Raw genomic sequence first — 23,032 nt, forward strand, 5'->3', positions numbered from 1 at the left:
TTGATCCCTTATATGGCTGGTTTTAATTAATTTTTATCGCAGTCACCATAGCGTAAAATACCTTGGGCTTAAATGAAGATAGTTAAAAAGTGTTAAGATTTTTATTCAACTTAGTTGGCTTGATTAGTGCTTTTTATCCATTATCGACTCTTGCTTTAACACGTGTTGTAGCGAGTTGAGCTCCACCATTATTTCTAAGATGGCGATTTGATTGGTTGGCCGGAGGCTTGCCTGCAACCGGATCTCTAGCCGATAGTAAGTGACGTATCGCCATCATTGGATGATGGAGTAACATCTTTGGTCCCGCAAACACCATTATCTGTCTCGCTTTGTCCTTCATATGGGGCTTGTAGCAATGAATCGGACACTTATTACAGCTTGGCTTACCTTGACCGTATGGACAACGGTCAAGCTTGGTGTGGGCATAGACGAGAAAGTCTTGGCATTCTTGGCAGTCTGAAACTGGCTTGGGGTTATGCTTATGGGCTTTACAATAGATGTCGACCATGGCTGCGATGGTCTGATATTCATGCAGTAATTTGCCGCTCAGCGGCTCTGGAATTGCCATATTCAATCCTCTAACGCTATCTATTTACCAGCACTTGTCGAGTCAATATTAGATCACAGTACCTTAGTTATTATATCGCTTCATTCGAGTGAGTCTCAAAGTGGGTCGTCTAAACTATGAAGGTGCGCACAAAATCGAGTGCTATTGTCTGATCACTTTAATTATTTTTTCATCTGAGTTGGGTGTAAATAAAGATAAATTACTGCCAGAATAGTGACTAGGGACTGTAAATTAAGAAAAAACATCTAAAAAGAGTTATAAAGACTTGATTTACAGCAAGAGAATGGATTAATAATATCGGTTACTATCTGTACATGGATAGAGAATATGCAGCCTGATACAGGGTCTAGGTCAATCACTGGTGGACGAGAATGAAATATATAGCGATTATTTTGCTAGTTGTTTTAGGCATTTATCTGTACAACCGCGCTAAGAAACTGGCGGAAGATGAACAAGAACAAAGCGGCATGCCTGCTGAAAAAGAGATCTTCGACGAATCTGAGGCGGATGATACTCAGGGTACTGATGTTAACTCGGTTCAAGAAGCACGTATTTCAGATGCCGAAACCGCTGAAATGAGTGTTGATTCTAAGGCTGAGGGGCTAGTAGCCGAAGAAAAAACTGCTGAGAAAACTGAGTCTGAGCTTGCCTCTTCTGAGCCAGAGCCAGAGCCAGCAGAAGATGAACCTAAAGTCGCTACGGTTGCGGTCACAGATGAGTCTTGGGCAAACGAAAAGTTGACTCTGGCGTTATCTGAATATCGCGGCGCATCGGATAATACGATAAAGCATGTCGGCTTACTCGGGGCAATTGCCGAGTGTTATAAGCAGCGTAAGCAAGCTCAATATAAAGAATATGGCGCGGCATTATCGCCATATTACTTGTCATTGTTTGCCCAGCTCGAGTCTCCATCATCACACAAGGGCGTAGGTTTCATGCACCTATCTACTCTACTCAATGATTGTGGTGTGTTTGATAGTGCTATAGATGTTTGCCGTAAAGCCATAGAGTATGGTCTGAGTGATGGCACAGTAACGGGTTTCGAAGGGCGTATCATACGCATCGAGAAAGCGAAGGCGAAATCATTGAAGTAACTCTCTTACCTAAAGGGGGATAACACGTGTAAAATAGGCGAACTGAGTTTCGCCTTTTTTATTGGCTCTTGTTAACTGTTAAGAGCGTTTCTGGAGTTATTATGGGATTTCGTAAGTTAGTTTTATTTGGGCTGTTGTTTTCATCTTTGACCGCTTGTACACAAAGCCCAGAGTGGACCTTATTCTATTATGCCGAGGCTACAGAGATCCCTCAGGGAGCCGTGCAAAGTAAAAATATCTCAGGTTATTACGCCGAAATAGACCAGTGTCTGATGAAGGGGGCTGGCATGGTAAAGGTCAGTGATTCGGGACAAGGCCGCTATCAATGCGGTCTGCAATGTGTCACAACCCAAGATAAGGGGTTAAGTTGCAAGGAATTTGTTGATAAACCGGTATTTTAATCAAGTTAATTTATGACAGTGCCGAGAAGTGTTGCCTGCTTGCTATTTTAAGCTTGAAATCTTATATGTTACCCAATCCTCATCGTCTATTTACCGAGTAGCTCTTCATCCGTTTTTACAGAGACAATATTAATGAAGTTAGAATCATTACAACTAGATCAAGTTGCAAACAGCTTGTCTATACAAGCCCAAATCGACTTTGAGCAGTTTCATCTTTTTGCTGAGCCGCTAGCGGCTGCCATGGATGCCAGAGTCGTAGAGCGCCATGATGGCGCCGATAGGCATCAATGGTTACTTATATTTGAAGGTACCCATATGCAACTCAATTATGAGTTCTATGCTGATATCTGCTGGCTCAATGTTGAGAATGAAGCCGAGTTTGAGGTGCTAGAGTATTTAGCTGGCTTGTTGAGGAGATTATTATGAGTCTAGTTCAAACAGGATCTGGGTTACATTACCAAGCATTAACTCCAGATCTTATCTTAGATGCGATCGAAAGCTTAGATATATTTCCAGAAACAGGATTATTAGCACTCAATAGTTATGAGAATCGCGTGTATCAGTTTCGTTGTGATACAGGTGTGCGTTATGTGGTGAAATTTTATCGCCCTGAGCGTTGGAGTAATGCCCAGATCCAGGAAGAGCATGACTTTTCCCAGGCGTTATTCGATGAAGAGATACCGATCGCGACGCCATTGATCATCAATGACCGCTCATTGCATGAGTATAAAGGCTTCAGGTTTGCCCTGTTTCCCTCCATAGGCGGTCGTGCGTTTGAGGTGGATAACTTAGAGCAGTTAGAGGCCGCAGGGCGCTTTATTGGGCGTATCCATCAATATTCGAAGCAGGGACAGTTTGCCCATCGAGATCTGGTGAACCCACAAGTCTTAGGGGATGAATCTCTGCTCTGGTTGAAGGAGTCGGGGCATGTACCCTCATCCTTGGTATTACCCTATTTCACTATTGTCGAACAAGTATTGGATAAATCGAAGCAGATCTGGGAGCAGCAGAGTCCCAAGCATATACGTTTGCATGGGGATCTTCATCCGGGTAATATCTTGTGGACTCCCGATGGTCCAGGATTTGTCGATCTCGATGATGCGCGCACGGGGCCGGCAATTCAAGATCTGTGGATGATGATCACCGGTGATAGCTCACAGAGGCAACTTCAGTTAGAGATCTTGCTGGAAGCTTACCAAGAGTTTTGTGAGTTTGATGCTAATGAGTTAAAGCTGATTGAGCCATTAAGAGCTATGCGCATGTTGCACTACAATGCTTGGCTCAGTCGTCGCTGGGAAGATCCGGCATTCCCGATGAATTTTCCCTGGTATGCAGAGGAGAGATATTGGGAGCAGCAGATCCTCTCGTTTAAGGAGCAATTGGCAGTCCTGAATGAGCCAGCACTGAGTTTAATTCCAGGGTATTGAGGCTCGTGACTTGTTTGAGCTCTCATTTTGTAACAGAAAAATGAACTAATGCTCTTGAGGTACACTCGAAAGAACATTATGTTATTCACCAAATTATTAAGATCACGCTGCGTAACGCGCGCACAAGGAATCATCATGAAAAAAGCACTATTGATTGCTCTAGCTCTATTAATGGCCCCTATGGCTGCCATGGCTGTAGATTATGAAGAGGGGGTTCACTACACAGTGATCAATCAGGGGCCCGCGACGGCTAAGCCTGAAATTACCGAGTTTTTCTCATTCTTTTGTGGCCATTGCTACAATTTCTCTAAGACAGAAGTACCTAAAATTAAGGCAAACCTTCCTGAAGGCGTGGTCTTTAAACAGAATCATGTGGAATTCATCGGTAGAGAGATGGGCGTCGAGTTTTCTCGTGCCTTCGCCGTTGCGCATCAGTTAAGAGTCGAAGATAAGATAGAGAAGGCCATTTTCGCTGCTATTCATGACAAGAAGCAACGCTTCACTAATCGTGATGACGTGCGTAAGTTATTTATCGCTAACGGTGTAGAGGGTAAGACCTTCGATGCCGCAGCGGATTCATTTATGGTCAGCGCACAGATGTCACAGATGCAGCGTGCCACGACTAACGCCAAGATCTCAGGTGTACCAACGCTGGTGGTCAATGGTAAGTACCGTGTCGAGACTGGCGCTATCAAGTCCTATGATGAGCTGCTCGATATCGCCTACTACCTGACTTCGATGAAATAAGCTTATTGCAGCAGTCATAAGTTTACCCTAAAGGAGCCTAAAGGCTCCTTTTTTGTGTCTGGAACACTTATGCCGGTTGACCATGGATGGTAAACAACCGGCTTTGTGTCTGGACTGCTCGTAATAAAGAGCTATGCCGATTGCCCACGGGCAATTGATGTTTTGCCTGAGGGCTTTCTTACCCTGTCTCGGGCTAAGGTTTAAAACTCGAAACTGTCTCAGCCTGAATGTGAGCCTTATGGATGGATTCCGGCCATAAGCATGCCGCAATGACACATGGCTTTATGAAAATTTTAGCAATTGGGTGCATGAAGGCTTTATGAAGCATTGCTTCACGGTCTTAAACTTAATTTTTAACAGCATAAAAAAACCGTATTTCTTGGTCGCAAGAAATACGGTTAACGAGCCATAAGGCTCAGTTTTACCCTGAGTAACCATGCTAATCTAGCAGGGAGTCAATTTGTTGGCAAGCGACAATATAAAAACACTTGCTAACTATAGGTCTGATAGACAATAAAAAGTTTTACTGTTAGAAATGCAGATTTACTTATTTACAAAATAAACATTTATTAATGAAACTCTCATGGTAAAACATGTGTCCAACTCAGAGCTGAATCCCCAAAAAATAAAGCACAGTTATAACAAGGAGGCCACGTGAGAGTTTTTCCTGTCTATGCACCAAAGCTTATCGTGAAACATGCGCGTATCTTTTTATCTGGAGTCATATGGGTAAAGGATTTAGGTCGTTTAGAGTTTGATAAAGGGAGGTTTTTATTACCAAGGAAGAGCTTACCGCAAGTAAAACAAGCCATTATAGAGCTTAATGAAATAATAGAGGCTCAAACTAGCGAAGCGAAGATGGCTTAAGTCTTCGCTCATGCTATAGAGAGTCTGATCTCTTTGTACTAGCTCACTTCTTCATTGAGCAAGCCAACGAGTCCGGTGACTTTTTCGTTCCAAGAATTAAGATCTTGGCTCAGTTGTTGGTTTTGTTCTGTAAGGCTAATGCCTTTCTGCTTCTCTTCTTCAAGCTCCATTTTCAATAGCTCAATAGTTTCGAGTGTTGCTTGGATTTTTGTTTCCAGCTTGGACAGTAGTTCAAGGCTCATGGGAGTCCTAATAGTTTCTGGATGGTGTGATTATTCTATCAGCGCAGGGACTGTAGTGAATAGTTAATTATGCTCAATGATGAAAAAATTCGTTGAAAATTGAAAGGAAATGGCTTTTTTTTGTATTTGTTGCTTAAGCGTTAGTAAAATAGCTATTTTTTAACGATAGAAGCCAGATTTTAGCGGTTCACTGTGAGAACGAGGGAGCAGAGTTTATCGCTCAGGGCTAGTGGGTGGGGAGACTTATATCTCTGCAGATCGATGAGGAAAATTGCAGCTTCAAAGGAACTAGGCATAAAAAAGCCCCTGACGGGGCTCTCGTATCAAATACTCGCTTAGAAGCGGTAATCGACAGATAGGTAAAGTTGCTGGCTATCTTGTAGGCTAATTGAACCTGAGCCTACATTATCGTTAGCGGCCGAGACTTCGTAATCTTGCTTCAAGTAACGGTAACCCAGTTCAGTGCTGAACTTATCGTTGATCTTGTACATGAAACCTGTTTGGCCACCCCAGACGAAACGGTCCTTCGAGCTTAGCTCATCGGCGTCCGCACTGAAGTGATTCACACCGGCAGTCGCACCGATAAACCAGTTCAGCTTGTTGCTGTCACCCAGAGCGACTAGGTAGTCATAGGAAATCATGAAGCTCTGCTGTCTAGAAGCGTCATCAGAGTTGTAAGAATAAGTACCGTACACTCGGTTGCTATCATTCAGATAAGCACCGACACGTAACTCATAAAACTCATTATTTTCAGTTTCTTTAGCTGCCATTGAGCCTTGACCTGGCTCAATTGGATTTTCTATTGCTGAGGTATAAGAACCTTTATAGGTATTCTGTTGTGCGCCTACACCACCACCGATGAACCAGTCTGCTGCCATGGTTGGGGCTGACATAGCTGTGGCGATCACTGCTGCTAATGCTAAGGATTTGATTTTCATAATATGTTCTCACTTATTGAAATTATTGTGACTCAAATTTAAGTAACTTATGTTCAGGGGCTTATTAGAGTTAAGCGACTTAAATTTAAGTCATTTGCGTTTCGTTGAGGCCATACTAGTCCGATCAGTCTGAACGCTAACTGAATGGAATAATAGAACGCTGTATTATTAGAGATTGAATAGCGAGTCGTGCTGTAGTGGTGGAGTTTATATTGCTGATTAATATGGTTTTAGCTGATGTGTGGTGACGATTTAACTCTTTGATTGTTTTTTTCGTTTTTTGATACATTCTTGAGTCATTTATTAACCGTCAGTCACATTGTTCCCCTGGTATTTGACATTATTGTTGATAGTAAATGACCTCGTTGAAGGCACAGTAAGTGAATTGGTCTGAGCCTTAGCCGAATATTATTTAGGCATAATTTATCTCGTTGTTACCGTGTGGAATGCTGAAGGTGTGCGACTTTTTTATAAAGATGAAAGACAAATATATCGGCTTGTTTTTACTCGTCACGTTGATATATTAATTGTCTGAAATATAACTTAATTGAGGTTGTGATGAAGCTGGTTTTTGTTCATGGTTGGAGCGTGACTAGTACTGATACCTATGGTGAGTTACCCCAAGCCTTAACTAAGCTAGCCGATCCGGAACTTAAGCTAGACATCCAACATATTCATCTTGGCCGCTATATCAGTTTCAACGACGAGGTGACGTTAGAGGATATTTCAATTGCCTTCGAAGCCGCACGCCAAAGAGAGCTGGGTGACGAGACGTTTTCTGTTATCAGTCACTCTACGGGCGGCCCAGTGATCCGTGCCTGGCTTGAACGTTACTACGGCAAAAGCTTAATCCAAGCGCCCCTCAATCACTTGATCATGTTGGCTCCCGCTAATCATGGCTCGGCCTTAGCTCAGATAGGAAAATCCAGGGTCAGCAGGCTCAAAGCTTGGTTCGATGGTGTTGAGCCAGGGCAGAGGGTGCTCGATTGGCTTGAATTAGGCAGTGATGGCCAACATGTATTGAATCTAAGCTGGTTAACTTACAGCTTCAGTGGGGCAGGTATTTACCCTTTTGTGCTCACTGGCGAGACGATAGACACTAGCTTGTATGACTATATGAATAGTTATACTGCCGAAGTAGGCTCTGACGGTGTGGTGAGAAGCGCCGCAGCGAATATGAACTTCTCATATATACGCCTAAACCAAGAAGTCGAGCTGACTTGTATCGGTTTTGAAGGTGACTGTGTGAGTCGACTGACTCAGGTTGAATATAAAGTCCCGCTGCAGGAGTGCGCTTTCGAGATCATCCCCAGAGCCAGCCATAGCCAGGGCGTCATGGGAATAATGGCTTCAGTGACGCGTAAAAATGCCAGTAACAAGAGGGTGGTGGCTTCGATTCTCGAGTGTTTATCTGTTGGGAACAGCAGTCAATATGCTGCCGTATCTCAGGCTATGGTGTTGCGTACGGACAAGGCCAAGAAAAAACAGCGTCATAGCATGTTAGTGGTGCGAGTCACGGATGACCTTGGGCATAAGGTGACGGATTTCGATTTATACCTGCTCAGTGGGGCTGATTTTAATCCTGGCAAGTTACCTAAAGGCTTTATGCTGGATAAGCAAAAGAATAACCAAAATGGCAATTGTATTACGCTTTATCTGAATACTAATAAGCTAGAGTCTGTGGCAGAGGGGAAAATTGGTTTTAAAATTGTTCCCAGACCTGACACTGGGTTCAGCTATTATCGAACTGCCGAATATCATTGCGAACCCAAGCAGGTGAGCCAGTTTATTAAACCGGATCAGACGACACTCGTTGATATCGTGTTGAAACGCCATATCCATCAAGAGATCTTCACCTTAATTAACACCGATGCGGCTGGGGCATTCGATTCGCTTGCAGGAATGCAAAAGAATTAAATTATTGCCAGATCTGCTATCGGCATCTAGTGCGTTAGCTTTCATAGCCGCCGATGTTGACGGTACTCGATTAACGACATTAATAAGCAGCAAGGGCGGTAAATAGACCCCACCTTAAATGAGGCCTGTTTGATCCTAAGTCTTGCAAAACGAATAAGCCAATACCGCAAGGCTAAGCCTTAGCCCAGAATTATCCGATTCACTGGAATCGCAGACCATCAGCTTTATTTGATAAGCACATCGCGATCATATGAGCCGTGATTCCCGCAGAAGGCTGGACCACAGCATTCACAGCCCCATTCTGCTTGACTTTAGCGCCTCTCATCCATAGTCTGCTTATTCAGTAATCAAGGTGGTATGCAATGCAAATAAACTACAATTTAAAATCTGCGTCTGAGCGCCGTACTGAACAGTTCGAGCCTAAAGAAAATGTGGGCTTCGGTAACCTCAGAACCGATCATATGTTTTTAATGGATTATCGCGACGGAGAGTGGCGTGATCCAAGAGTTGTACCCTATGGGCCTTTCCAAATAGCACCCGGTGCCATAGCCCTGCACTACGGTCAATCTGTGTTCGAAGGTGCTAAGGCATTCAAGCATGATGACGATGAGATCTATACCTTCCGCTTAAACAAAAATGCCGAGCGACTCAATCGTTCGGCCGATATCATCTGTATTCCAGCCCTGGATGAATCGATGCAACTCGAGGCGATTAATGCCCTCATAGATGTCGACAGACTCTGGTTTCCAATGCAGGAGGATGCCTGCCTCTATATCAGACCGTTTATCTTCGCTACCGAAGACAGGTTGTCGGTCAGCCCGAGTGAAGAATACACCTTCTGTGTGATCCTCAGTCCGAGTGGTCCTTATTATTCAGATGGTTTCGACAAGGCGATTCGTTTACTGATCAGTGAGCGTTTCCATCGCGCCGTGTCCGGTGGAACTGGCGCATCTAAGGCTGCGGGTAACTACGCTGCCTCATTGAAAGCGGGTAAGGCTGCGGCCGAATATGGCGCCGCTCAGGTCTTGTATCTAGACGCTAACAACAAACAGATCGAAGAAGTCGGCGCGATGAATCACTTCCACGTGCTTAAAGATGGCACTGTGATCATCCCTACGTTCACCGATACGATTCTTAAGTCGATCACCTCGGAGTCGATTTTGGATCTCGGTGACTTGCTGGGTTGCGTCGTTCGTCAAGAGACTGTGATGCTGGATAAGTTTATCGCAGATATCGAGTCCGGTGAGATCATCGAGGCAGGAGGCTTTGGTACTGCGGCCGTGGTATCGCCTGTCGGTTCTTACATCTTCGAAGATAACCGCATCGTTACTGTGGGAGATGGCCATGTGGGTAAGCATACTCGCCGTATCTACCAGGTATTGACGGATATCCAGAAGGGCAAGATTGAAGGTCCTCAAGGTTGGATGCAGTTGGTCAATCGAGTTATTTAGTCACTGACCAATCTATAAAATGTAACAAGGCGCCATATGGCGCCTTGTTTGTGTTTGGATTTACCATTAAATATTAATCACTAAGCTGTTAGTCCAATACGATTCTTGCGGTTACAGACACAGGTTGATTTGAATAGTTGCCCTTGGTCGCGAAAAAGCGCTGACGGGAAAAACTGTCGAATTTTAGCGCGTCGATTTTCAAGCTGTCTGAGACTTGAGTGAGATCCATCAGCTGTATCTCTCCCTGAGAGTTAATGACAAAATCAGCGGTAAAGTAGCCTGTACTTGCTTGATCTTGAAATAATACTGACCAGTCCAGCACGCCATCTTTCACAATCCAATATTGACTGAGTTCTGTAACACTGACATGGACTGTTTGAGGCTTGCTAGTCATTAATAATGGTAAGTTGCCGCAAGCTGTGAGTAATAAAGCAATGCTTACTAGCGTAGCTGCAAGCCGGTGTGAAAAATCATTCCCTGTTAAATTTGGTGTATTCATGACGATATTATGCTTCTTATATTTATTTGCCTGGTCGAGACAAATCACAAATTAGCGTGCAGGGTATTGTTTTTTTGTTAAAAGATCTAGTAAAAATGTTGCGTGATTTGGGGTGGGATATTGTGTGAGAGCGCTGTTAAGACTAAATTGAGATGATTTTTGTACGGGAAATGTTACTAGCCGAACAATAGTGATCATGTTCGGCCAAAGCAGGATAACGAATAGATTAAGGCTTTGTGTTTATTTCGTCAGCTTCTACTGCACCATGCTTTATCATCAGCTGGTGGATTTGCTCATCTTTCTCTTCCCAGATTTGATTTAACCAACGCTGGAATTCGACACGACACTGAGGCTCAGAAAAGTAGCGTTGGTTATCGACTTCAGGAACCGGGAGTACCTGGACTCTTATGACGATTTTCTTAATTTTACCATGCATGACATCCGACAGAGGATCGTCTTTAGCCTCTGGATAGACCAAGGTGACATTAAGCAAGTTGGTAAACTGTTCGCCCATGGCCGAGAGCGTGAAGGCAATGCCGCCAGCCTTGGGGCGCAATAGGTAGCGGTAGGGAGAGTCTTGACGTCTATGCTTCTCCTTGGTGAATCGGCTGCCCTCTACATAGTTGATGATAGAGGTAGGCATGGTCTTAAACTTCTCACAGGCGCGTCTGGTCGAGATAAGGTCTTTGCCTTTCAGCTTGGGATTTTTCTTTAATTTTGCCGGACTGGTTCGGCTCATGAATGGCATGTCTAAGGCCCAGCAGCCCAGCCCGAGAAAAGGCATGTACATCAATTCACGCTTGAGGAAAAACTTAAGCATAGGGATGTGATTTCGCAGCACATAAGTTTGTGCCGCAATATCGAAACCGCTGAGATGGTTACTGATGAGTAGATACCAGGCGTCTTTCTCCAGGTTATCCAGCCCTTCGATGTCCCACTCTATGTCGGCAAGCAGGTAGAGGATTCCTCCGTTGCAGGTGGCCCAAGCCCACATAAAGCGGTTCATGATCTTAGTGAGGAAGTTGCGTCCCGCAGTAAAAGGCAGCAGTAACTTAACTATCCCACCAAGACTGATCAATCCAGCCCAAATGGTCGTGTTGATGATCAATAGAAGTGAGCTCATAAAATAGAGCACAGAACCGGGTAAAAAATTTAACATCTTGGGGTCACACCTTCTGGTTTACGGTTTTTTTTGGGCTAACTGGTCGAGGGTCTGATCTTTCTCTAGCCAAAGTTGATTAAGTTGCTGCTGGAACGCAATTTTAAATTCACGGTCTTTCATATAATCGCCGCGCATCGTAGCGGGGATCTCCGACACCTTGATGTGTACATGCACGTCTTTTACCTGACCACTGATGTAATCCCAGTAAGTCGGCACTTTCTCAGGATAATAGATGGAGATATCGATCAAGTTGTGAATATGTTCACCCATGGCCGAGAGGGCGAATGCCAAGCCGCCGGCCTTAGGCTTGAGCAGATGGGTAAACTGTGAGTTTTGTTGTCTATGCTTGTCGGCTTTAAAGCGCGTGCCTTCGACAAAGTTCATCACGCTGACAGGCTTAGTCTTGAACTTAGCACAGGCCTTGCGAGTAATATCGATATCTTTGCCTCTTAGCTTAGGGTTCTTCCTCAGTTGAGCCGTGCTGTAGCGACGCATGAAAGGAAAATCTAATGCCCACCAGGCTAGACCCAAGAATGGCACAAAGATCAGCTCCTTCTTGAGGAAAAACTTCAGAAAAGGGATCTTACGGTTCAGCACACGCTGCAATATAAGAATATCGACCCAAGATTGGTGATTGGCGAGCACCATATACCATTCTTTAGGCGAGAGTTCTGCATCGCCGTGGATATGTATATTTACCGGGTGAAAGATACGTTCAATTACACCATTAATAGTGATCCAGCTGGTGGCGCAGCTGTCTAATAAACTAGAGCAGCTGTTGCTGATTGCTGGGATCGGTATGAGTTTAATCGGGCTGAAAATGATAATGGGAAGTACCCAAATAATAGTATTCACTAGCAAGCACACGAACGCCAGACTGCCTCTGATTAATGACAAAACTCTATCCACCTAGTATCCCCCGACAAAATTGGAGACCTATAATATACCAATTGCACTAGATATGTAATCAATACAGGGTCACTCTGGGCTTTCAATTCGAGGCATATCGATGAATATAATCTTGCCATTTACTTGAGGTTAATATTGCGCCTTTAAGTTATTTAACAGTCGGTCCATGGCTCTATAGCCCAAGGCCTGAGCTATGTGTCTGCGTTCGACGGCTACACTTTGCTGTAAGTCGGCGATGGTGCGTGCGACTCTTTGTAGGCGATGATAGCTTCTTACGGATAAGCCTAACTTGTTGACGCTCATCTCCAAAAAAAGCAAGTCGGCCTGTTTGAATTGTCCTAATTGTTTAAGCTGCTTACCCGTCAAGTCACTATTGAGCACACCCGCCCGTGCCAGTTGTGACTCTCTGGCCATCTTTACTCGCAGCGCAATGGACGCACTGGTTTCTGTCGAGGGCCCGGTTTTGGTCAAGGCTCCGGGCGGGAGGCGAGGAACCTCAATGGAGAGATCGAACCTGTCTAAGAAGGGGCCTGATAAGCGAGACAGGTATCTTTGTATCTGAGCTGGCGTCGCTCTGGCATTATCGATATCGCCACATGGACTCGGATTCATTGCCGCTATCAGTTGAAAGCGGCTGGAAAACTTAAGCTTAGCCGCGGCGCGGGAGATCACCACCTCGCCACTTTCCATGGGCTCACGCAGACAGTCCAACACTTTTCGAGGGAATTCGACCACCTCGTCGAGGAAGAGCACTCCCCGGTGAGCCAAAGATATCTCGCCAGGTTTCGGATGTGTGCCGCCGCCAACCAAGGAGACCGCCGAACTGGTGTGGTGGGGGTTGCGAAAGGGGCGTTTGTAAAAGGATTTGGGTTCGATGGATTGGCCCGCTACCGAATGTAAGGTGGCGACCTCTAGAGCCTCATCGTAGCTAAGTGGTGGTAATAACTGCATCAAGCGACTAGCAAGCATGCTCTTGCCGGTACCCGGAGGCCCAAGTAAGAGCACGTTATGATTGCCGGCCGCGGCAATTTCCAATCCTAGCTTAGCCTGATATTGACCTATGACATCGCTGAAGCACAGATGGGTGTCGATATCTTCCGCTTCTATCCACTCAAGTCCCGGCTCTATGCCTGGCAATCTCCTCTGTCCATGCAGGTATTCGCTTAACCCTTGCAGGTGAGTGGCAAAAAAGACCTTATTGAAACCCACCAGTTCGGCATCGGCTCGGTTATCCAGGGGGAGCACCAGATGGCTGCCTAGTTTTCGTGCCTCAACAATGACAGGTAGCAGGCCCTGGCAATGCTTTATATGGCCAGACAGGGCTAACTCACCAATAAACTCATGATCTTTTAGTGCCTTCTTGGGGATTTGTTTCGATGCTGCCAAAATACCTATGGCAATGGGTAGATCGTAACGACCGCCTTGCTTGGGGAGATCCGCCGGTGCCAGATTGACTGTGATACGGCGCATGGGGAATTCGAATCCCGCATTAATAATCGCGCTGCGAACACGTTCTTTGGCCTCCTTGACCGAGGTCTCTGGCAAACCGACCAGATTGAATGCGGGTAAACCATTGCTGAGATGAACTTCGACGGTAACGGGAGGCGCGTCGACTCCCTTGCTGGCTCTGGTAGCGACACTGGCGATGGCCATAAACAAATCCTTTTGTTTAATAGATCTGCTCTGCAGCTCTATAATGCGATGTTATTAAAGTTTATTTTAATTAAATATCAATTGTATTGAGTGTAGCAGGGGAATGCTGAATTTAGCTGACGCAGTTCAAATTGGAGCAATTTTTTGAAATATTATCTATAGATTAACGCCATATAGACGACTGGTCTATTTTGATGTAGAATCCTTGCCTATGAAAAAAGAATCACCAACACAACCCACTCGTCAGCATATCCTCGACGTAGGCTACAAGCTGATCGTCGCCAAGGGTTTTTCCTGCGTGGGACTATCGCAATTGCTGCAAGCGGCAGAAGTACCAAAGGGCTCCTTCTACCACTATTTTAAATCGAAAGAGCAATTTGGTGAAGCGCTTATCCAAGGTTATTTCGCAGGATATAAAGCTGAGATCGATACCCTATTTAGTAATACTAGCCTGAGCGGTTATGAGCGCCTGATGGCATATTGGCAGAGATGGCTGACTGCACAGACTCAAGGCTGCATCGATCAGAAGTGTCTGGTGGTCAAGCTTAGCGCCGAAGTGGCCGACTTATCTGAGGCGATGCGCTTAGCGCTGCTCAAAGGTTCTGCCGGTGTGATTCAGCGCCTAACGGCTTGCATTACCACCGGTATCGAAGACGCTTCCATCGCGGAGCGAGATCCACAATCCACAGCCGAAATGCTGTATCACATGTGGTTAGGTGCCAGCTTGATGAACAAGTTGGGCCATAGCTCGGATGCCCTAGATAGGGCCATGCAAACGACTCAATCAGTCCTGCGGCCCAAACCGACAGCTTAAGTTCGTACACGAATAAATTAGTAGACTCCTGCGTGCCAGTTTAGGTACGCGGAGATTTTTTAAATAAACACTAGACGACTGGTCTATTTTGTCTTGTTAGACACTAGGCTAGTTCAAATAAGAACATATACGTGAGGCAATGCCATGTTAAATTTCGATTACTACAACCCAACCCGCATCAGCTTTGGTAAGGGTAAAATTAGTGAACTGGATAAGTTAGTCCCACAGGGGGCTAAAGTCTTGGTGTTATTTGGCGGTAGCAGTGCCCAAAAAACCGGTACCTTAGACGAAGTTAAGCAGGCCCTGGGTCAACGTGAACTCGTTGAATTCGGTGGGATTGAGCCTAACCCAACCTATGAGACCTTGATGCAGGCGGTCGAAGTCGTCAAGGCAGAGAAGATCGACTTCTTACTGGCTGTGGGCGGCGGCTCTGTGATAGACGGCACCAAGTTTGTCGCTGCAGCGGCTGTTTTTGAGGGTGAACCTTGGGATATCTTGCTTAATTGGGGTGCTAATGTCACTCAGGCTATGCCTTTTGGCACAGTGTTAACCTTGCCTGCTACCGGCAGTGAGATGAATAATGCCAGCGTAGTGACGCGTAAATCGATCAAGGCCAAACTGCCGTTCCGTAACGATCACGTGTACCCGCAGTTTTCGGTACTGGATCCGACTAAGACTTATACCTTGCCCGAGCGTCAGGTGGCTAACGGCGTCGTCGATGCCTTCGTGCATATCACCGAGCAATATCTGACATACCCGGTCAATGCTGCGGTTCAAGACAGAATAGCCGAAGGCTTACTCCAGACGCTTATAGAGCTAGGTCCTCAGGTGCTAGTCAACCCAGATGACTATGACATACGTGCCAACTTGATGTGGGTCGCCACGACGGCGCTCAATGGCACCATAGGTAGCGGTGTTCCTCATGATTGGGCGACACATATGATAGGTCACGAACTCACGGCCCTGTATAACATGGACCATGCCCGTACCTTGGCGGTCATTCTACCTGCCTTACTGGCTCTGACAAAAGAAGCTAAGCGTGAAAAATTACTGCAATTTGCTCATCGTGTGTGGCATCTGCAGCAAGGTAGCGATGATGAAAAAATCGAACTCGCTATCACTAAGACCCGCGAGTTTTTCGAGGCCATGGGGATCCCGACTCGACTCTCTGACTATGATTTAGGTAAACAAGACGTCGATGCCGTCATAGCGCAATTAGAAGCGCACGGCATGGTGGCACTCGGCGAACATGAGAATATTGACCTCGCCATGAGTCGCGATATATTAACCTTAGCGCTATAACTTGTTGGCATGAATTTCAACACAAGCCGTCGAGTACGGTTTGTTAGCTCGGTTAACGACTAATACCTTTCGGTATGAGATTACTTTTTGAATATTAAGGACTGAACATGAACATTCTTATGGTACTGACCTCTCACGATAAACTCGGCGATACTGGCCTTAAAACAGGCTTCTGGTTAGAAGAGTTTGCCGCGCCTTTCTATGCGTTTAAAGATAAAGGTCACAGCATCACACTGACTTCCCCCTTAGGTGGTCAGCCGCCACTGGACCCTAAGAGTGATGAAGTCGACTTTCAAACGGCGGCGACAGCTAGATTCGCCCAAGACGCAGAATCTCAGGCACTACTGGCAAATACTCAGGTATTAAATAGCATCAATGCCGAGGATTATGACGCGGTATTTTATCCCGGTGGCCACGGTCCATTGTGGGATCTGGCCGAAGATAAAGATTCTATCGCACTGATTGAAGCGGTCCATCAGGCAGGCAAGACACTTGGACTTGTATGTCATGCACCAGCGGCGCTACTACATACCAAAGGGGCCGATGGCAAGCCGTTAGTCGATGGCAAACAAGTCACCGGATTCAGTAACTCGGAAGAAGATGCGGTGCAGTTGACAGATATAGTGCCTTTCTTAGTGGAAGATATGCTGCAACAGCAGGGCGGCACTTATGTGAAGGGCGACGACTGGACAAGCTTTATTGTCACCGACGGCAACTTGATCACGGGTCAAAACCCAGCATCATCTGATGCGGTAGCCCATGCCATGATGGCGCAACTTAACCGTTAAGGGAGACCATTATAATCACCTTGCATCATCTGAATAAGTTGTGCTCTAAACGTATCATCTGATCGAGCGGTTCGCGGCCGATAGGCTAGCGCCCGCTCGTGACAGCCAAGATCACATTCATTATCTACAATGGCTTCACTTCGCCGAGAGTTCGGCATATTGCCGCTGTTGTTGCGTATGTTGGTCGAAAAAGATGGCTGCAGCACTAACTTCCTCGAAGGCTATGCCAAGATGGAAGTGGACAAGCTGCTCAATTAGTGCGAAACAAGGGTGAATTAAGCCTGATTCACCCCTTCAGCTTGACGATAGTTAGATTTAATCAAGCCTTCTGCAATGCTCATTGTCACGTCACTACTAATTTACTCCCAAGGGGAGTTATCTAGTCTGTCAACCCCAGAGGGAGTGATCCTAGATGGGTCGGCAGGCTTTTGTTAGGGGGTTTGGCGAGGGAACGGCTAACAAGATTAGAATGGTGTAACAGTTAATTAGCTCGACGCCTTTATACCTGCTCAAAGAAACTGATGTAGGTGATGAGCCATAAAAATTGACCTACAGCTCGTTATTGAGTCCATGAACTCGTCTATAAAACCCTTGCTTGGATCTCATTTATTTAGCTTTTATTTTCTTTATCCGTTGCTACTACCTCTTCACTTTCGGTTTTTTGTTGATCAGGTTCCTTAGCGTTTTTACGCGAACTGAAGAGGCTGAGAAACTTATCCCACCAGAGTCTTATTGTGGCAAACCCCATTACGACAGAAGCTATGATGGCCTGAAAAATGATGCTCCCCGTACCTGGATCCAAGTAAGCATTGGCAGGGAGACTTAGCGTAGCCAACAAGGCTAGTAAAATAATTTTTATCCCGATCTGGTTGTGTTCCATGGTGAACTCCAGAGCTGCAAGCAAGTCGACAGGGGTGACTGAATAATAGTCAGGTATTGGCCGTTGAGCAAATTGCCAATCAGCTATACTTGTGTGTAATAGGTTATTTATCTTATTAAATAGTGGGTTATTTATTATGCATGGTATTGAGGTTCATAGGGCTTCGTTCCGGGATAACAGTGGTTTTATCTTCAGCAAGCAAGGTAGCTTGTATCGACAGGTTAACTCCTCATATAAAAAGGAATTTGATGCTTATATTGACAGTGGCCTGCATCAAGCACTTGTGGATAAAGGCTATATTGTCGACCATGAGGAGGTGAGCCTAGATGAGTATTACAGGGAGAACGTGTACAAGGTGATTAAACCCGTTTTTATTCCCTATCTGACCTATCCATATGAGTGGAGTTTCAGTCAGCTCCAAGATGCCGCGAAGCTGACCTTAGATATTCAATTATTAGCCTTAGATTTTGGCTTCACACTCAAAGATGCCAGTGCGTTTAATATTCAGTTTTACCAAGGTAGACCGGTTCTTATCGACACGCTTTCATTTACCCAATATAGACAAGGTCCTTGGGTTGCATACCGTCAGTTTTGCCAACACTTTTTGGCACCCTTGTTGTTAAAAAAATACTGCGATCATCGATTGGGGCGTATGGCTGAACTCTATATCGACGGCATACCACTGGATCTGGCCAGTCGCTTATTGCCACTGCGTACCTGGTTTAGCTTCAATGCCTTGTCACATATTCATCTGCATGCAAAAATGCAATCTCATTACGGCGCGAGTGGAGTCGGTGGCAGCCAGCGTATGGAGCAAATGAGTTCGAAAATGGACATCAGTAAACTAGGCGCGCTCATCTCTAATTTAAAGTCCTATGTCGAAGGCTTGCTATGGTCATCGGCTAATACCGAGTGGGGGAACTATTATGCAAGTACCAACTACTCCCAAGCATCAATGCAAGGTAAGCAAGACCTCATTGAAGGTTACCTTAAACAAATCGGCACACCCATCTCACTATTAGCTGACCTTGGCGCCAACAACGGACATTTTAGTCGTCTGGCCAGTCAGTATTCACAAAGGGTGGTGTCGTTCGACTTCGATGAGCTAGCGGTTGAACAGAATTATCTCCAGGCTAGGGCGGAAGGTGATACTAAGATACTGCCCCTGGTGTTAGATCTGATTAATCCGTCCCCCTCGATAGGCTGGGGCAATGAGGAGCGTAACTCGTTTGTGAGCCGTGGGAAATTCGACGTGATTATCGCCTTAGCGCTGATACATCACCTAGCGATAAGCAACAATGTGCCACTGAATAAAATCATTCGCTTGCTACACAAGTTAGTGACTGATTGCTTGATCATCGAATTTATTCCCAAAAGTGATTCGCAAGTGGAGCATCTGCTATCAACCCGAGAAGATATATTTCCTGACTATCATGAGCAAGGCTTTGAGCTGGCTTTACAGGGATGCTTTACCATAGCGAGTAAAGACCAAGTGCCTCATTCCAATCGTACCCTGTACTGCCTTAAGCGGGAGTCGAGGTTAAGTTGAGCGATATCGTATCCCATATCTTTGAGGTGGGTGAATATCATGCCATACGCTAACCTAGGCTCTAGATCGACAGCTGGACAGCTGGCGGATTTAGCGTGAACCCTTTGGTATGAAGGTAAGGGATGATGAATATTGTTTATATCCACAGAGTACAAGATGCCACAATATGCCATAGAGATAGTACCCAGAGAGTAGAACGGTGGCATTAAATTAGTTGTAACCTTCCATTTTCCCGGATTGATTAATTGCTTGTTCGAAGTGCGCGCTATAAATATTGGATAGGCATCTTTACTTCGTGATAACAGGCTATGACCGTCCATCCACGGCGGTGGTGTGACTCCTAGATAGGACAAGACTGTTGGTGCTATATCCATACGCTGCGATGCCAGTGTTACTGAACCGGTATGTTCTTGATTTGGATAACGTATGATTAAGGGCAATGTTTTATTTATTTTATGCTCGTCACCATGATCGCTGCTGAAAATCAGCAGAGTATTATCCAGCTCCCCCAAGTCGTCTAACAGTTGATATATTTCTCGGCTATAAGCATCCCATTGATAGATAGCATTGTCATAATGGTCAGTCATCCAGTGGCGGGCTTGCTCCTTGGTCTGGGTGAAGACAGGCTTCTCATAATCAAATTTGCTCCCATGTGGACCCAGTAAATGAACGTTGGCGAAAAATGGTTTAGGAGCATGTAATATCTGGTGTTTTAATTGATTAATACGATCAATATCAGATAAATGGGATGGAACTCCAGCACCTTGATTAACTAATAGATGTGGATTAAGCATGGACGCATAGCCGCTCAGGTGTGCCAGACGTTGATAGAGCCGCTGCCAGTTGTCTTCGATAAACTGAACAGAGCTGGACCAACGTAAAAGAACGAAACTGCCAACAAAAGAATAATTATTATTCAACAGTCTATGATTAGCGTAGTCAAACGCATTACGCATTTTTAGATCTTCTGAATCGATATAATGTCTCAGACTGATATCAATATTATAGTAACCTAACTCCTTCAGTATCCCTGGAAGATGTTGGAACATATCTTGTCCGGTAAAGGTATCTGGCCGGAAAATAACCTTGGTACGGGTTGGATGTTTGCCACTTAACAGCGAACCTACTGCGCCAGTAGTTTGGGCCGAGTTAGTCCAATGATTCTTGTAGAGCATACTTTCATGAGCAATGCTGTCCATAAATGGTGTCGTTACTCGCTCATAACCATAAATCGACATGTTATCGCTATTTACGCCGTCAGCAGCGAAGAAGATGATATTGGCTAAATCATCTTTTATTGGCGGAAGCTTTACTCCAGGTTCTGTTGAAAGTGGTTGATGATAGGATACAACCAGGGATAAAAATGAGAGACCCAGTAATACCAGCATCAGCTGAAATAGCTGTCTGATATATCTGTGGATTATCCCGCCGCTGGCGTTTTCATGGGCTAGTTTACCCATGAAATAGATTAAAAATAGCGCAATCATCATCCAATAGTAACTCTGAGACGCTAACGTTGACGCCGAATGAGAGGCGATACCGAACATGGTATAGGAGAAATTATCTAGCATTAAAAATGCCGTAAAGCTGAGGATGATAGCTGGGATAACATAGGGAAGCTTGCCCACAATAACCCTAACTCCCCCCTTTTTGATAGAGAATATAACAGGTAACAAGCTCATTATACTGACGGCAGGTAAGGCGATTAATATCAGTGGTAAAGGAGAGTTGAAGAGTAAGGTCAGGTTTTCAGTTAGGGTCAAATAGCTCAACATGGAGGGTCTGGAGAGGAAGAATAACCATTCCATTAAATAATAAAAATAACAAGTCAACCCGGTTAACACCAATAAGCTACCCAAGAGTCTGATGTTGTTACTTTGAGCTTGCTTCATTTAATCCCTTAATATATTGCCATATAGAGACATCAATATCTGTGCTTATTTAGCATACAAGTATAGTTGGATATCGAATGACAAGCTGACTATCGTCAATTTAAGCTGTTTTTCTGTATGCGTATTGCAGCGATTGCGGTCACTCATTTCGGTTTAATCCGATCACCTAAATCATCTTTTTCTCTAAATGGGGGAGCAGAGTAAACTTATGCTCTAAATCCATTTAGTCGTCGGCAGGCTGCTGTTTTTTAGGGGAGGAGCTAACGGGTAACAAGATTAGAATGGTGTCTTGGTTTTTTATAGTCAACTTGCTACAAGTAAGCTATTAAATTTTATGATGAATTCAACACCTTTTTTTCTATTTGAAGAACATTGTATTGAACCCTTGAGTTGCAATGTCACTATGTTATATATAATGCATAGACCTAAACCTTTACTACCCTTTTTTCTGTCAGTAGTAAATAATGGATCAAATACTCTTTCGATATTATTTTTTGAGATCCCACTACCATCATCTTGATATATAATTGTAATGCCATCTCTGTTTTTTCTACATTCTATATTTATCTCTCCTGTCATGCGATTACTATATCCATGAATAATAGAATTAGTGACTAGGTTGGTAATAATCTCAGATATAGCTTCAGGATATGAGTTGATATTTATATTTTCATCTGCGATAACCATTATTTTTAAATGGCTGCTACTTATCATTTCTTTCATGCTTGATAAAATGTTGATAATGTGTTCTTTTAAGTTGAAAGTCGTTGCCTTTTCATTGGTCTTGATGCCGGTTAAGTGTTTGAATCTTTTTAGTATTTTCGCTGTTTTGTTTAGGTTTGAATGAACTAGGTCAGTTATTTCAAATGTTGATAGTAAATAATCCTCAAAATCATCTTTATCCATGCTTCCAGACTCATAGTCTTGTTTTAAATTTCTGGTTAAAGATTTCAAGTGAGTGATAGCCGTCACACCTACTCCTACCGGTGTGTTTATTTCATGTGCCATGCCTGATAAAAGCTCCCTTAATGAAGTAACTCTTTCTGAAGCTACCAGTCTTTTATATAAAGAAATAGATTTCAAGTCAGCTTCGATTATTGATTTGAACTCTTTGAGTAAATTGATGTGGTCATCAGTATAAACTTTTTCTGCATTATTTAAAACGCATATTGTTCCAAAAGGAGTTTCGTCAGGTGAATTAATTGGTACGCCAAGGTAATTTATCATGTTTAATTTGGTGTCTGGATTGTTTTTCCATCTATTGCTCTTTAATGCATTCTTAACAAACAGCGTTTTTTGCGTCTTAATTACGTGCTCACAATATAGTCCTGAATTTAAAAAGACTTCATTATCGCCTTTTGTATAAGGATTACTTTCAGACTCACTACTTACAAAAACTTCGATTTTGTTTTTATTTAGTCTCATAATTAATGCTGCAGGTATATCTAAAATTGATGATAGTAAATCAATAGTCTTTTGCCATTTTTTCAAGGTTTGATTCTCAATGTCAAACGTCATAAAACTATGTTCTTCTTCAATCACTTATGGCCCCCTAGTCATCAAAAATGACAATAATATTGGTTCCTATACCAGCCTCACGCTCTCATTTAATACTAATAGACAATTGTGAGTATGCAAACTTTAGTGGGTTGCATTTTAATGCTATGTTTTATATGTTTATTTTTACTATTTTATCGCTTTTGTTTTGGCCGTGCCATATTCACCTTCCTGCGGGGTACTATCGAACTTGTAGGCTATCAGAGAGATTCTAGCGCATATGAATCGGCAGGTTTCATTGTTGGGAATCGGTGTTTTTCAAGGTAGTTGGCACTCTTTACTTAATTTTACGCTACATTTCTTACATCCGTTTCAGGCTCTTTATCTGGATTCAACATTACTGGGCCCACGGGCTCACAGTTCCTGATGCCGTTA

At 44.3% G+C, this 23,032-nt stretch carries 23 protein-coding genes; 13 read left to right on the forward strand and 10 right to left on the reverse strand.

Annotation, left to right across the window (positions count from 1 at the left end; genetic code table 11):
• Positions 1-133 precede the first annotated feature (133 nt).
• Positions 134-568, reverse strand: a complete 435-nt coding sequence (locus HRU42_RS12565) for a nitrous oxide-stimulated promoter family protein (protein WP_295031615.1) — start codon at positions 566-568, stop codon at positions 134-136.
• Between the two features lie 371 nt (positions 569-939).
• Here HRU42_RS12565 and HRU42_RS12570 point away from each other — a divergent pair, with 371 nt between their 5' ends.
• From HRU42_RS12570 to HRU42_RS12595, 6 genes are all read left to right on the forward strand, one after another.
• Positions 940-1,662: a hypothetical protein gene (locus tag HRU42_RS12570; protein ID WP_295031617.1), complete on the forward strand. Its 723-nt coding sequence runs from the start codon at positions 940-942 to the stop codon at positions 1,660-1,662.
• A gap of 101 nt (positions 1,663-1,763) precedes the next feature.
• Entirely contained in the window at positions 1,764-2,063 is a 300-nt protein-coding gene (locus HRU42_RS12575) for a hypothetical protein (RefSeq protein WP_295031619.1), read from the forward strand.
• 132 nt (positions 2,064-2,195) lie between these two features.
• Entirely contained in the window at positions 2,196-2,489 is a 294-nt protein-coding gene (locus HRU42_RS12580; protein ID WP_295031621.1) for a DUF3630 family protein, read from the forward strand.
• Complete coding sequence (locus HRU42_RS12585) at positions 2,486-3,490, forward strand: serine/threonine protein kinase (protein WP_295031623.1); 1,005 nt, start codon at positions 2,486-2,488, stop codon at positions 3,488-3,490. Before HRU42_RS12580 ends, HRU42_RS12585 begins: the two co-directional genes overlap by 4 nt.
• Positions 3,491-3,625: 135 nt before the next feature.
• Positions 3,626-4,237, forward strand: a complete 612-nt coding sequence (locus HRU42_RS12590) for a thiol:disulfide interchange protein DsbA/DsbL (protein WP_295031625.1) — start codon at positions 3,626-3,628, stop codon at positions 4,235-4,237.
• Positions 4,238-4,891: 654 nt separating this feature from the next.
• Positions 4,892-5,104, forward strand: a complete 213-nt coding sequence (locus HRU42_RS12595; RefSeq protein ID WP_295031627.1) for a DUF1107 domain-containing protein — start codon at positions 4,892-4,894, stop codon at positions 5,102-5,104.
• Between the two features lie 38 nt (positions 5,105-5,142).
• Here HRU42_RS12595 and HRU42_RS12600 read toward each other — a convergent pair whose 3' ends face one another.
• Both HRU42_RS12600 and HRU42_RS12605 read right to left on the reverse strand, forming a co-directional pair.
• A complete protein-coding gene (locus tag HRU42_RS12600) occupies positions 5,143-5,346 on the reverse strand; it encodes a cell division protein ZapB (RefSeq protein ID WP_295031629.1) in 204 nt (67 codons plus the stop codon).
• Positions 5,347-5,681: 335 nt separating this feature from the next.
• Positions 5,682-6,284, reverse strand: a complete 603-nt coding sequence (locus HRU42_RS12605) for an outer membrane beta-barrel protein (RefSeq protein ID WP_295031631.1) — start codon at positions 6,282-6,284, stop codon at positions 5,682-5,684.
• A 558-nt stretch (positions 6,285-6,842) separates the two neighbouring features.
• Here HRU42_RS12605 and HRU42_RS12610 point away from each other — a divergent pair.
• The gene (locus HRU42_RS12610; RefSeq protein ID WP_295031633.1) at positions 6,843-8,201 is read left to right on the forward strand and encodes an alpha/beta hydrolase; all 1,359 of its coding nucleotides are present in this window, start codon (positions 6,843-6,845) and stop codon (positions 8,199-8,201) included.
• A 362-nt stretch (positions 8,202-8,563) separates the two neighbouring features.
• Positions 8,564-9,652: a branched-chain amino acid aminotransferase gene (locus HRU42_RS12615; protein WP_295031635.1), complete on the forward strand. Its 1,089-nt coding sequence runs from the start codon at positions 8,564-8,566 to the stop codon at positions 9,650-9,652.
• 88 nt (positions 9,653-9,740) lie between these two features.
• Here HRU42_RS12615 and HRU42_RS12620 read toward each other — a convergent pair whose 3' ends face one another.
• The 4 genes from HRU42_RS12620 to HRU42_RS12635 form a co-directional block, all read right to left on the reverse strand.
• On the reverse strand, positions 9,741-10,151 hold the full coding sequence (locus HRU42_RS12620) for a hypothetical protein (protein WP_295031637.1): 411 nt from the start codon (positions 10,149-10,151) through the stop codon (positions 9,741-9,743).
• 226 nt (positions 10,152-10,377) lie between these two features.
• Positions 10,378-11,310: an acyltransferase gene (locus HRU42_RS12625; RefSeq protein ID WP_295031639.1), complete on the reverse strand. Its 933-nt coding sequence runs from the start codon at positions 11,308-11,310 to the stop codon at positions 10,378-10,380.
• Between the two features lie 21 nt (positions 11,311-11,331).
• Positions 11,332-12,222, reverse strand: a complete 891-nt coding sequence (locus HRU42_RS12630; RefSeq protein ID WP_295031641.1) for an acyltransferase — start codon at positions 12,220-12,222, stop codon at positions 11,332-11,334.
• 129 nt (positions 12,223-12,351) lie between these two features.
• Entirely contained in the window at positions 12,352-13,875 is a 1,524-nt protein-coding gene (locus tag HRU42_RS12635; protein WP_295031643.1) for a YifB family Mg chelatase-like AAA ATPase, read from the reverse strand.
• Positions 13,876-14,086: 211 nt separating this feature from the next.
• Here HRU42_RS12635 and HRU42_RS12640 point away from each other — a divergent pair, with 211 nt between their 5' ends.
• The 4 genes from HRU42_RS12640 (at position 14,087) to HRU42_RS12655 (ending at position 17,037) form a co-directional block, all read left to right on the forward strand.
• Positions 14,087-14,689: a TetR/AcrR family transcriptional regulator gene (locus HRU42_RS12640; RefSeq protein WP_295031644.1), complete on the forward strand. Its 603-nt coding sequence runs from the start codon at positions 14,087-14,089 to the stop codon at positions 14,687-14,689.
• A gap of 144 nt (positions 14,690-14,833) precedes the next feature.
• Complete coding sequence (locus tag HRU42_RS12645; RefSeq protein WP_295031646.1) at positions 14,834-15,991, forward strand: iron-containing alcohol dehydrogenase; 1,158 nt, start codon at positions 14,834-14,836, stop codon at positions 15,989-15,991.
• Positions 15,992-16,092: 101 nt separating this feature from the next.
• On the forward strand, positions 16,093-16,779 hold the full coding sequence (locus HRU42_RS12650) for a type 1 glutamine amidotransferase domain-containing protein (RefSeq protein ID WP_295031657.1): 687 nt from the start codon (positions 16,093-16,095) through the stop codon (positions 16,777-16,779).
• Positions 16,780-16,908: 129 nt separating this feature from the next.
• Positions 16,909-17,037 (forward strand): hypothetical protein, encoded by a 129-nt coding sequence (locus tag HRU42_RS12655; protein ID WP_295031648.1) that lies wholly within the window; start codon positions 16,909-16,911, stop codon positions 17,035-17,037.
• A 352-nt stretch (positions 17,038-17,389) separates the two neighbouring features.
• On the opposite strand, the gene HRU42_RS12660 is transcribed toward HRU42_RS12655, so the two are convergent.
• A complete protein-coding gene (locus tag HRU42_RS12660; RefSeq protein ID WP_295031649.1) occupies positions 17,390-17,659 on the reverse strand; it encodes a hypothetical protein in 270 nt (89 codons plus the stop codon).
• A 136-nt stretch (positions 17,660-17,795) separates the two neighbouring features.
• Between HRU42_RS12660 and HRU42_RS12665 the strand changes: the two genes are divergently transcribed.
• Positions 17,796-19,208: a class I SAM-dependent methyltransferase gene (locus HRU42_RS12665; RefSeq protein ID WP_295031651.1), complete on the forward strand. Its 1,413-nt coding sequence runs from the start codon at positions 17,796-17,798 to the stop codon at positions 19,206-19,208.
• On the opposite strand, the gene HRU42_RS12670 is transcribed toward HRU42_RS12665, so the two are convergent.
• A complete protein-coding gene (locus HRU42_RS12670; RefSeq protein WP_295031653.1) occupies positions 19,157-21,100 on the reverse strand; it encodes a sulfatase-like hydrolase/transferase in 1,944 nt (647 codons plus the stop codon). The two genes, HRU42_RS12665 and HRU42_RS12670, sit on opposite strands and share 52 nt — an antisense overlap.
• Before the next feature lie 303 nt (positions 21,101-21,403).
• Positions 21,404-22,642: a GAF domain-containing sensor histidine kinase gene (locus HRU42_RS12675; RefSeq protein WP_295031655.1), complete on the reverse strand. Its 1,239-nt coding sequence runs from the start codon at positions 22,640-22,642 to the stop codon at positions 21,404-21,406.
• Positions 22,643-23,032 lie beyond the last annotated feature (390 nt).

The sequence above is a fragment of the Shewanella sp. genome, assembly GCF_013214165.1.
Lineage (GTDB): Bacteria > Pseudomonadota > Gammaproteobacteria > Enterobacterales > Shewanellaceae > Shewanella.

Excerpts from the sequence above, each read along its gene's own strand:
- HRU42_RS12565 (WP_295031615.1), bottom strand. The coding sequence starts at position 568 with ATGGCAATTCCAGAGCCGCTGAGCGGCAAATTACTGCATGAATATCAG.
- HRU42_RS12570 (WP_295031617.1), top strand. The coding sequence starts at position 940 with ATGAAATATATAGCGATTATTTTGCTAGTTGTTTTAGGCATTTATCTG.
- HRU42_RS12575 (WP_295031619.1), top strand. The coding sequence starts at position 1,764 with ATGGGATTTCGTAAGTTAGTTTTATTTGGGCTGTTGTTTTCATCTTTG.
- HRU42_RS12580 (WP_295031621.1), top strand. The coding sequence starts at position 2,196 with ATGAAGTTAGAATCATTACAACTAGATCAAGTTGCAAACAGCTTGTCT.
- HRU42_RS12585 (WP_295031623.1), top strand. The coding sequence starts at position 2,486 with ATGAGTCTAGTTCAAACAGGATCTGGGTTACATTACCAAGCATTAACT.
- HRU42_RS12590 (WP_295031625.1), top strand. The coding sequence starts at position 3,626 with ATGAAAAAAGCACTATTGATTGCTCTAGCTCTATTAATGGCCCCTATG.
- HRU42_RS12600 (WP_295031629.1), bottom strand. The coding sequence starts at position 5,346 with ATGAGCCTTGAACTACTGTCCAAGCTGGAAACAAAAATCCAAGCAACA.
- HRU42_RS12605 (WP_295031631.1), bottom strand. The coding sequence starts at position 6,284 with ATGAAAATCAAATCCTTAGCATTAGCAGCAGTGATCGCCACAGCTATG.
- HRU42_RS12610 (WP_295031633.1), top strand. The coding sequence starts at position 6,843 with ATGAAGCTGGTTTTTGTTCATGGTTGGAGCGTGACTAGTACTGATACC.
- HRU42_RS12615 (WP_295031635.1), top strand. The coding sequence starts at position 8,564 with ATGCAAATAAACTACAATTTAAAATCTGCGTCTGAGCGCCGTACTGAA.
- HRU42_RS12620 (WP_295031637.1), bottom strand. The coding sequence starts at position 10,151 with ATGAATACACCAAATTTAACAGGGAATGATTTTTCACACCGGCTTGCA.
- HRU42_RS12625 (WP_295031639.1), bottom strand. The coding sequence starts at position 11,310 with ATGTTAAATTTTTTACCCGGTTCTGTGCTCTATTTTATGAGCTCACTT.
- HRU42_RS12635 (WP_295031643.1), bottom strand. The coding sequence starts at position 13,875 with ATGGCCATCGCCAGTGTCGCTACCAGAGCCAGCAAGGGAGTCGACGCG.
- HRU42_RS12640 (WP_295031644.1), top strand. The coding sequence starts at position 14,087 with ATGAAAAAAGAATCACCAACACAACCCACTCGTCAGCATATCCTCGAC.
- HRU42_RS12645 (WP_295031646.1), top strand. The coding sequence starts at position 14,834 with ATGTTAAATTTCGATTACTACAACCCAACCCGCATCAGCTTTGGTAAG.
- HRU42_RS12655 (WP_295031648.1), top strand. The coding sequence starts at position 16,909 with ATGGCTTCACTTCGCCGAGAGTTCGGCATATTGCCGCTGTTGTTGCGT.
- HRU42_RS12660 (WP_295031649.1), bottom strand. The coding sequence starts at position 17,659 with ATGGAACACAACCAGATCGGGATAAAAATTATTTTACTAGCCTTGTTG.
- HRU42_RS12665 (WP_295031651.1), top strand. The coding sequence starts at position 17,796 with ATGCATGGTATTGAGGTTCATAGGGCTTCGTTCCGGGATAACAGTGGT.
- HRU42_RS12670 (WP_295031653.1), bottom strand. The coding sequence starts at position 21,100 with ATGAAGCAAGCTCAAAGTAACAACATCAGACTCTTGGGTAGCTTATTG.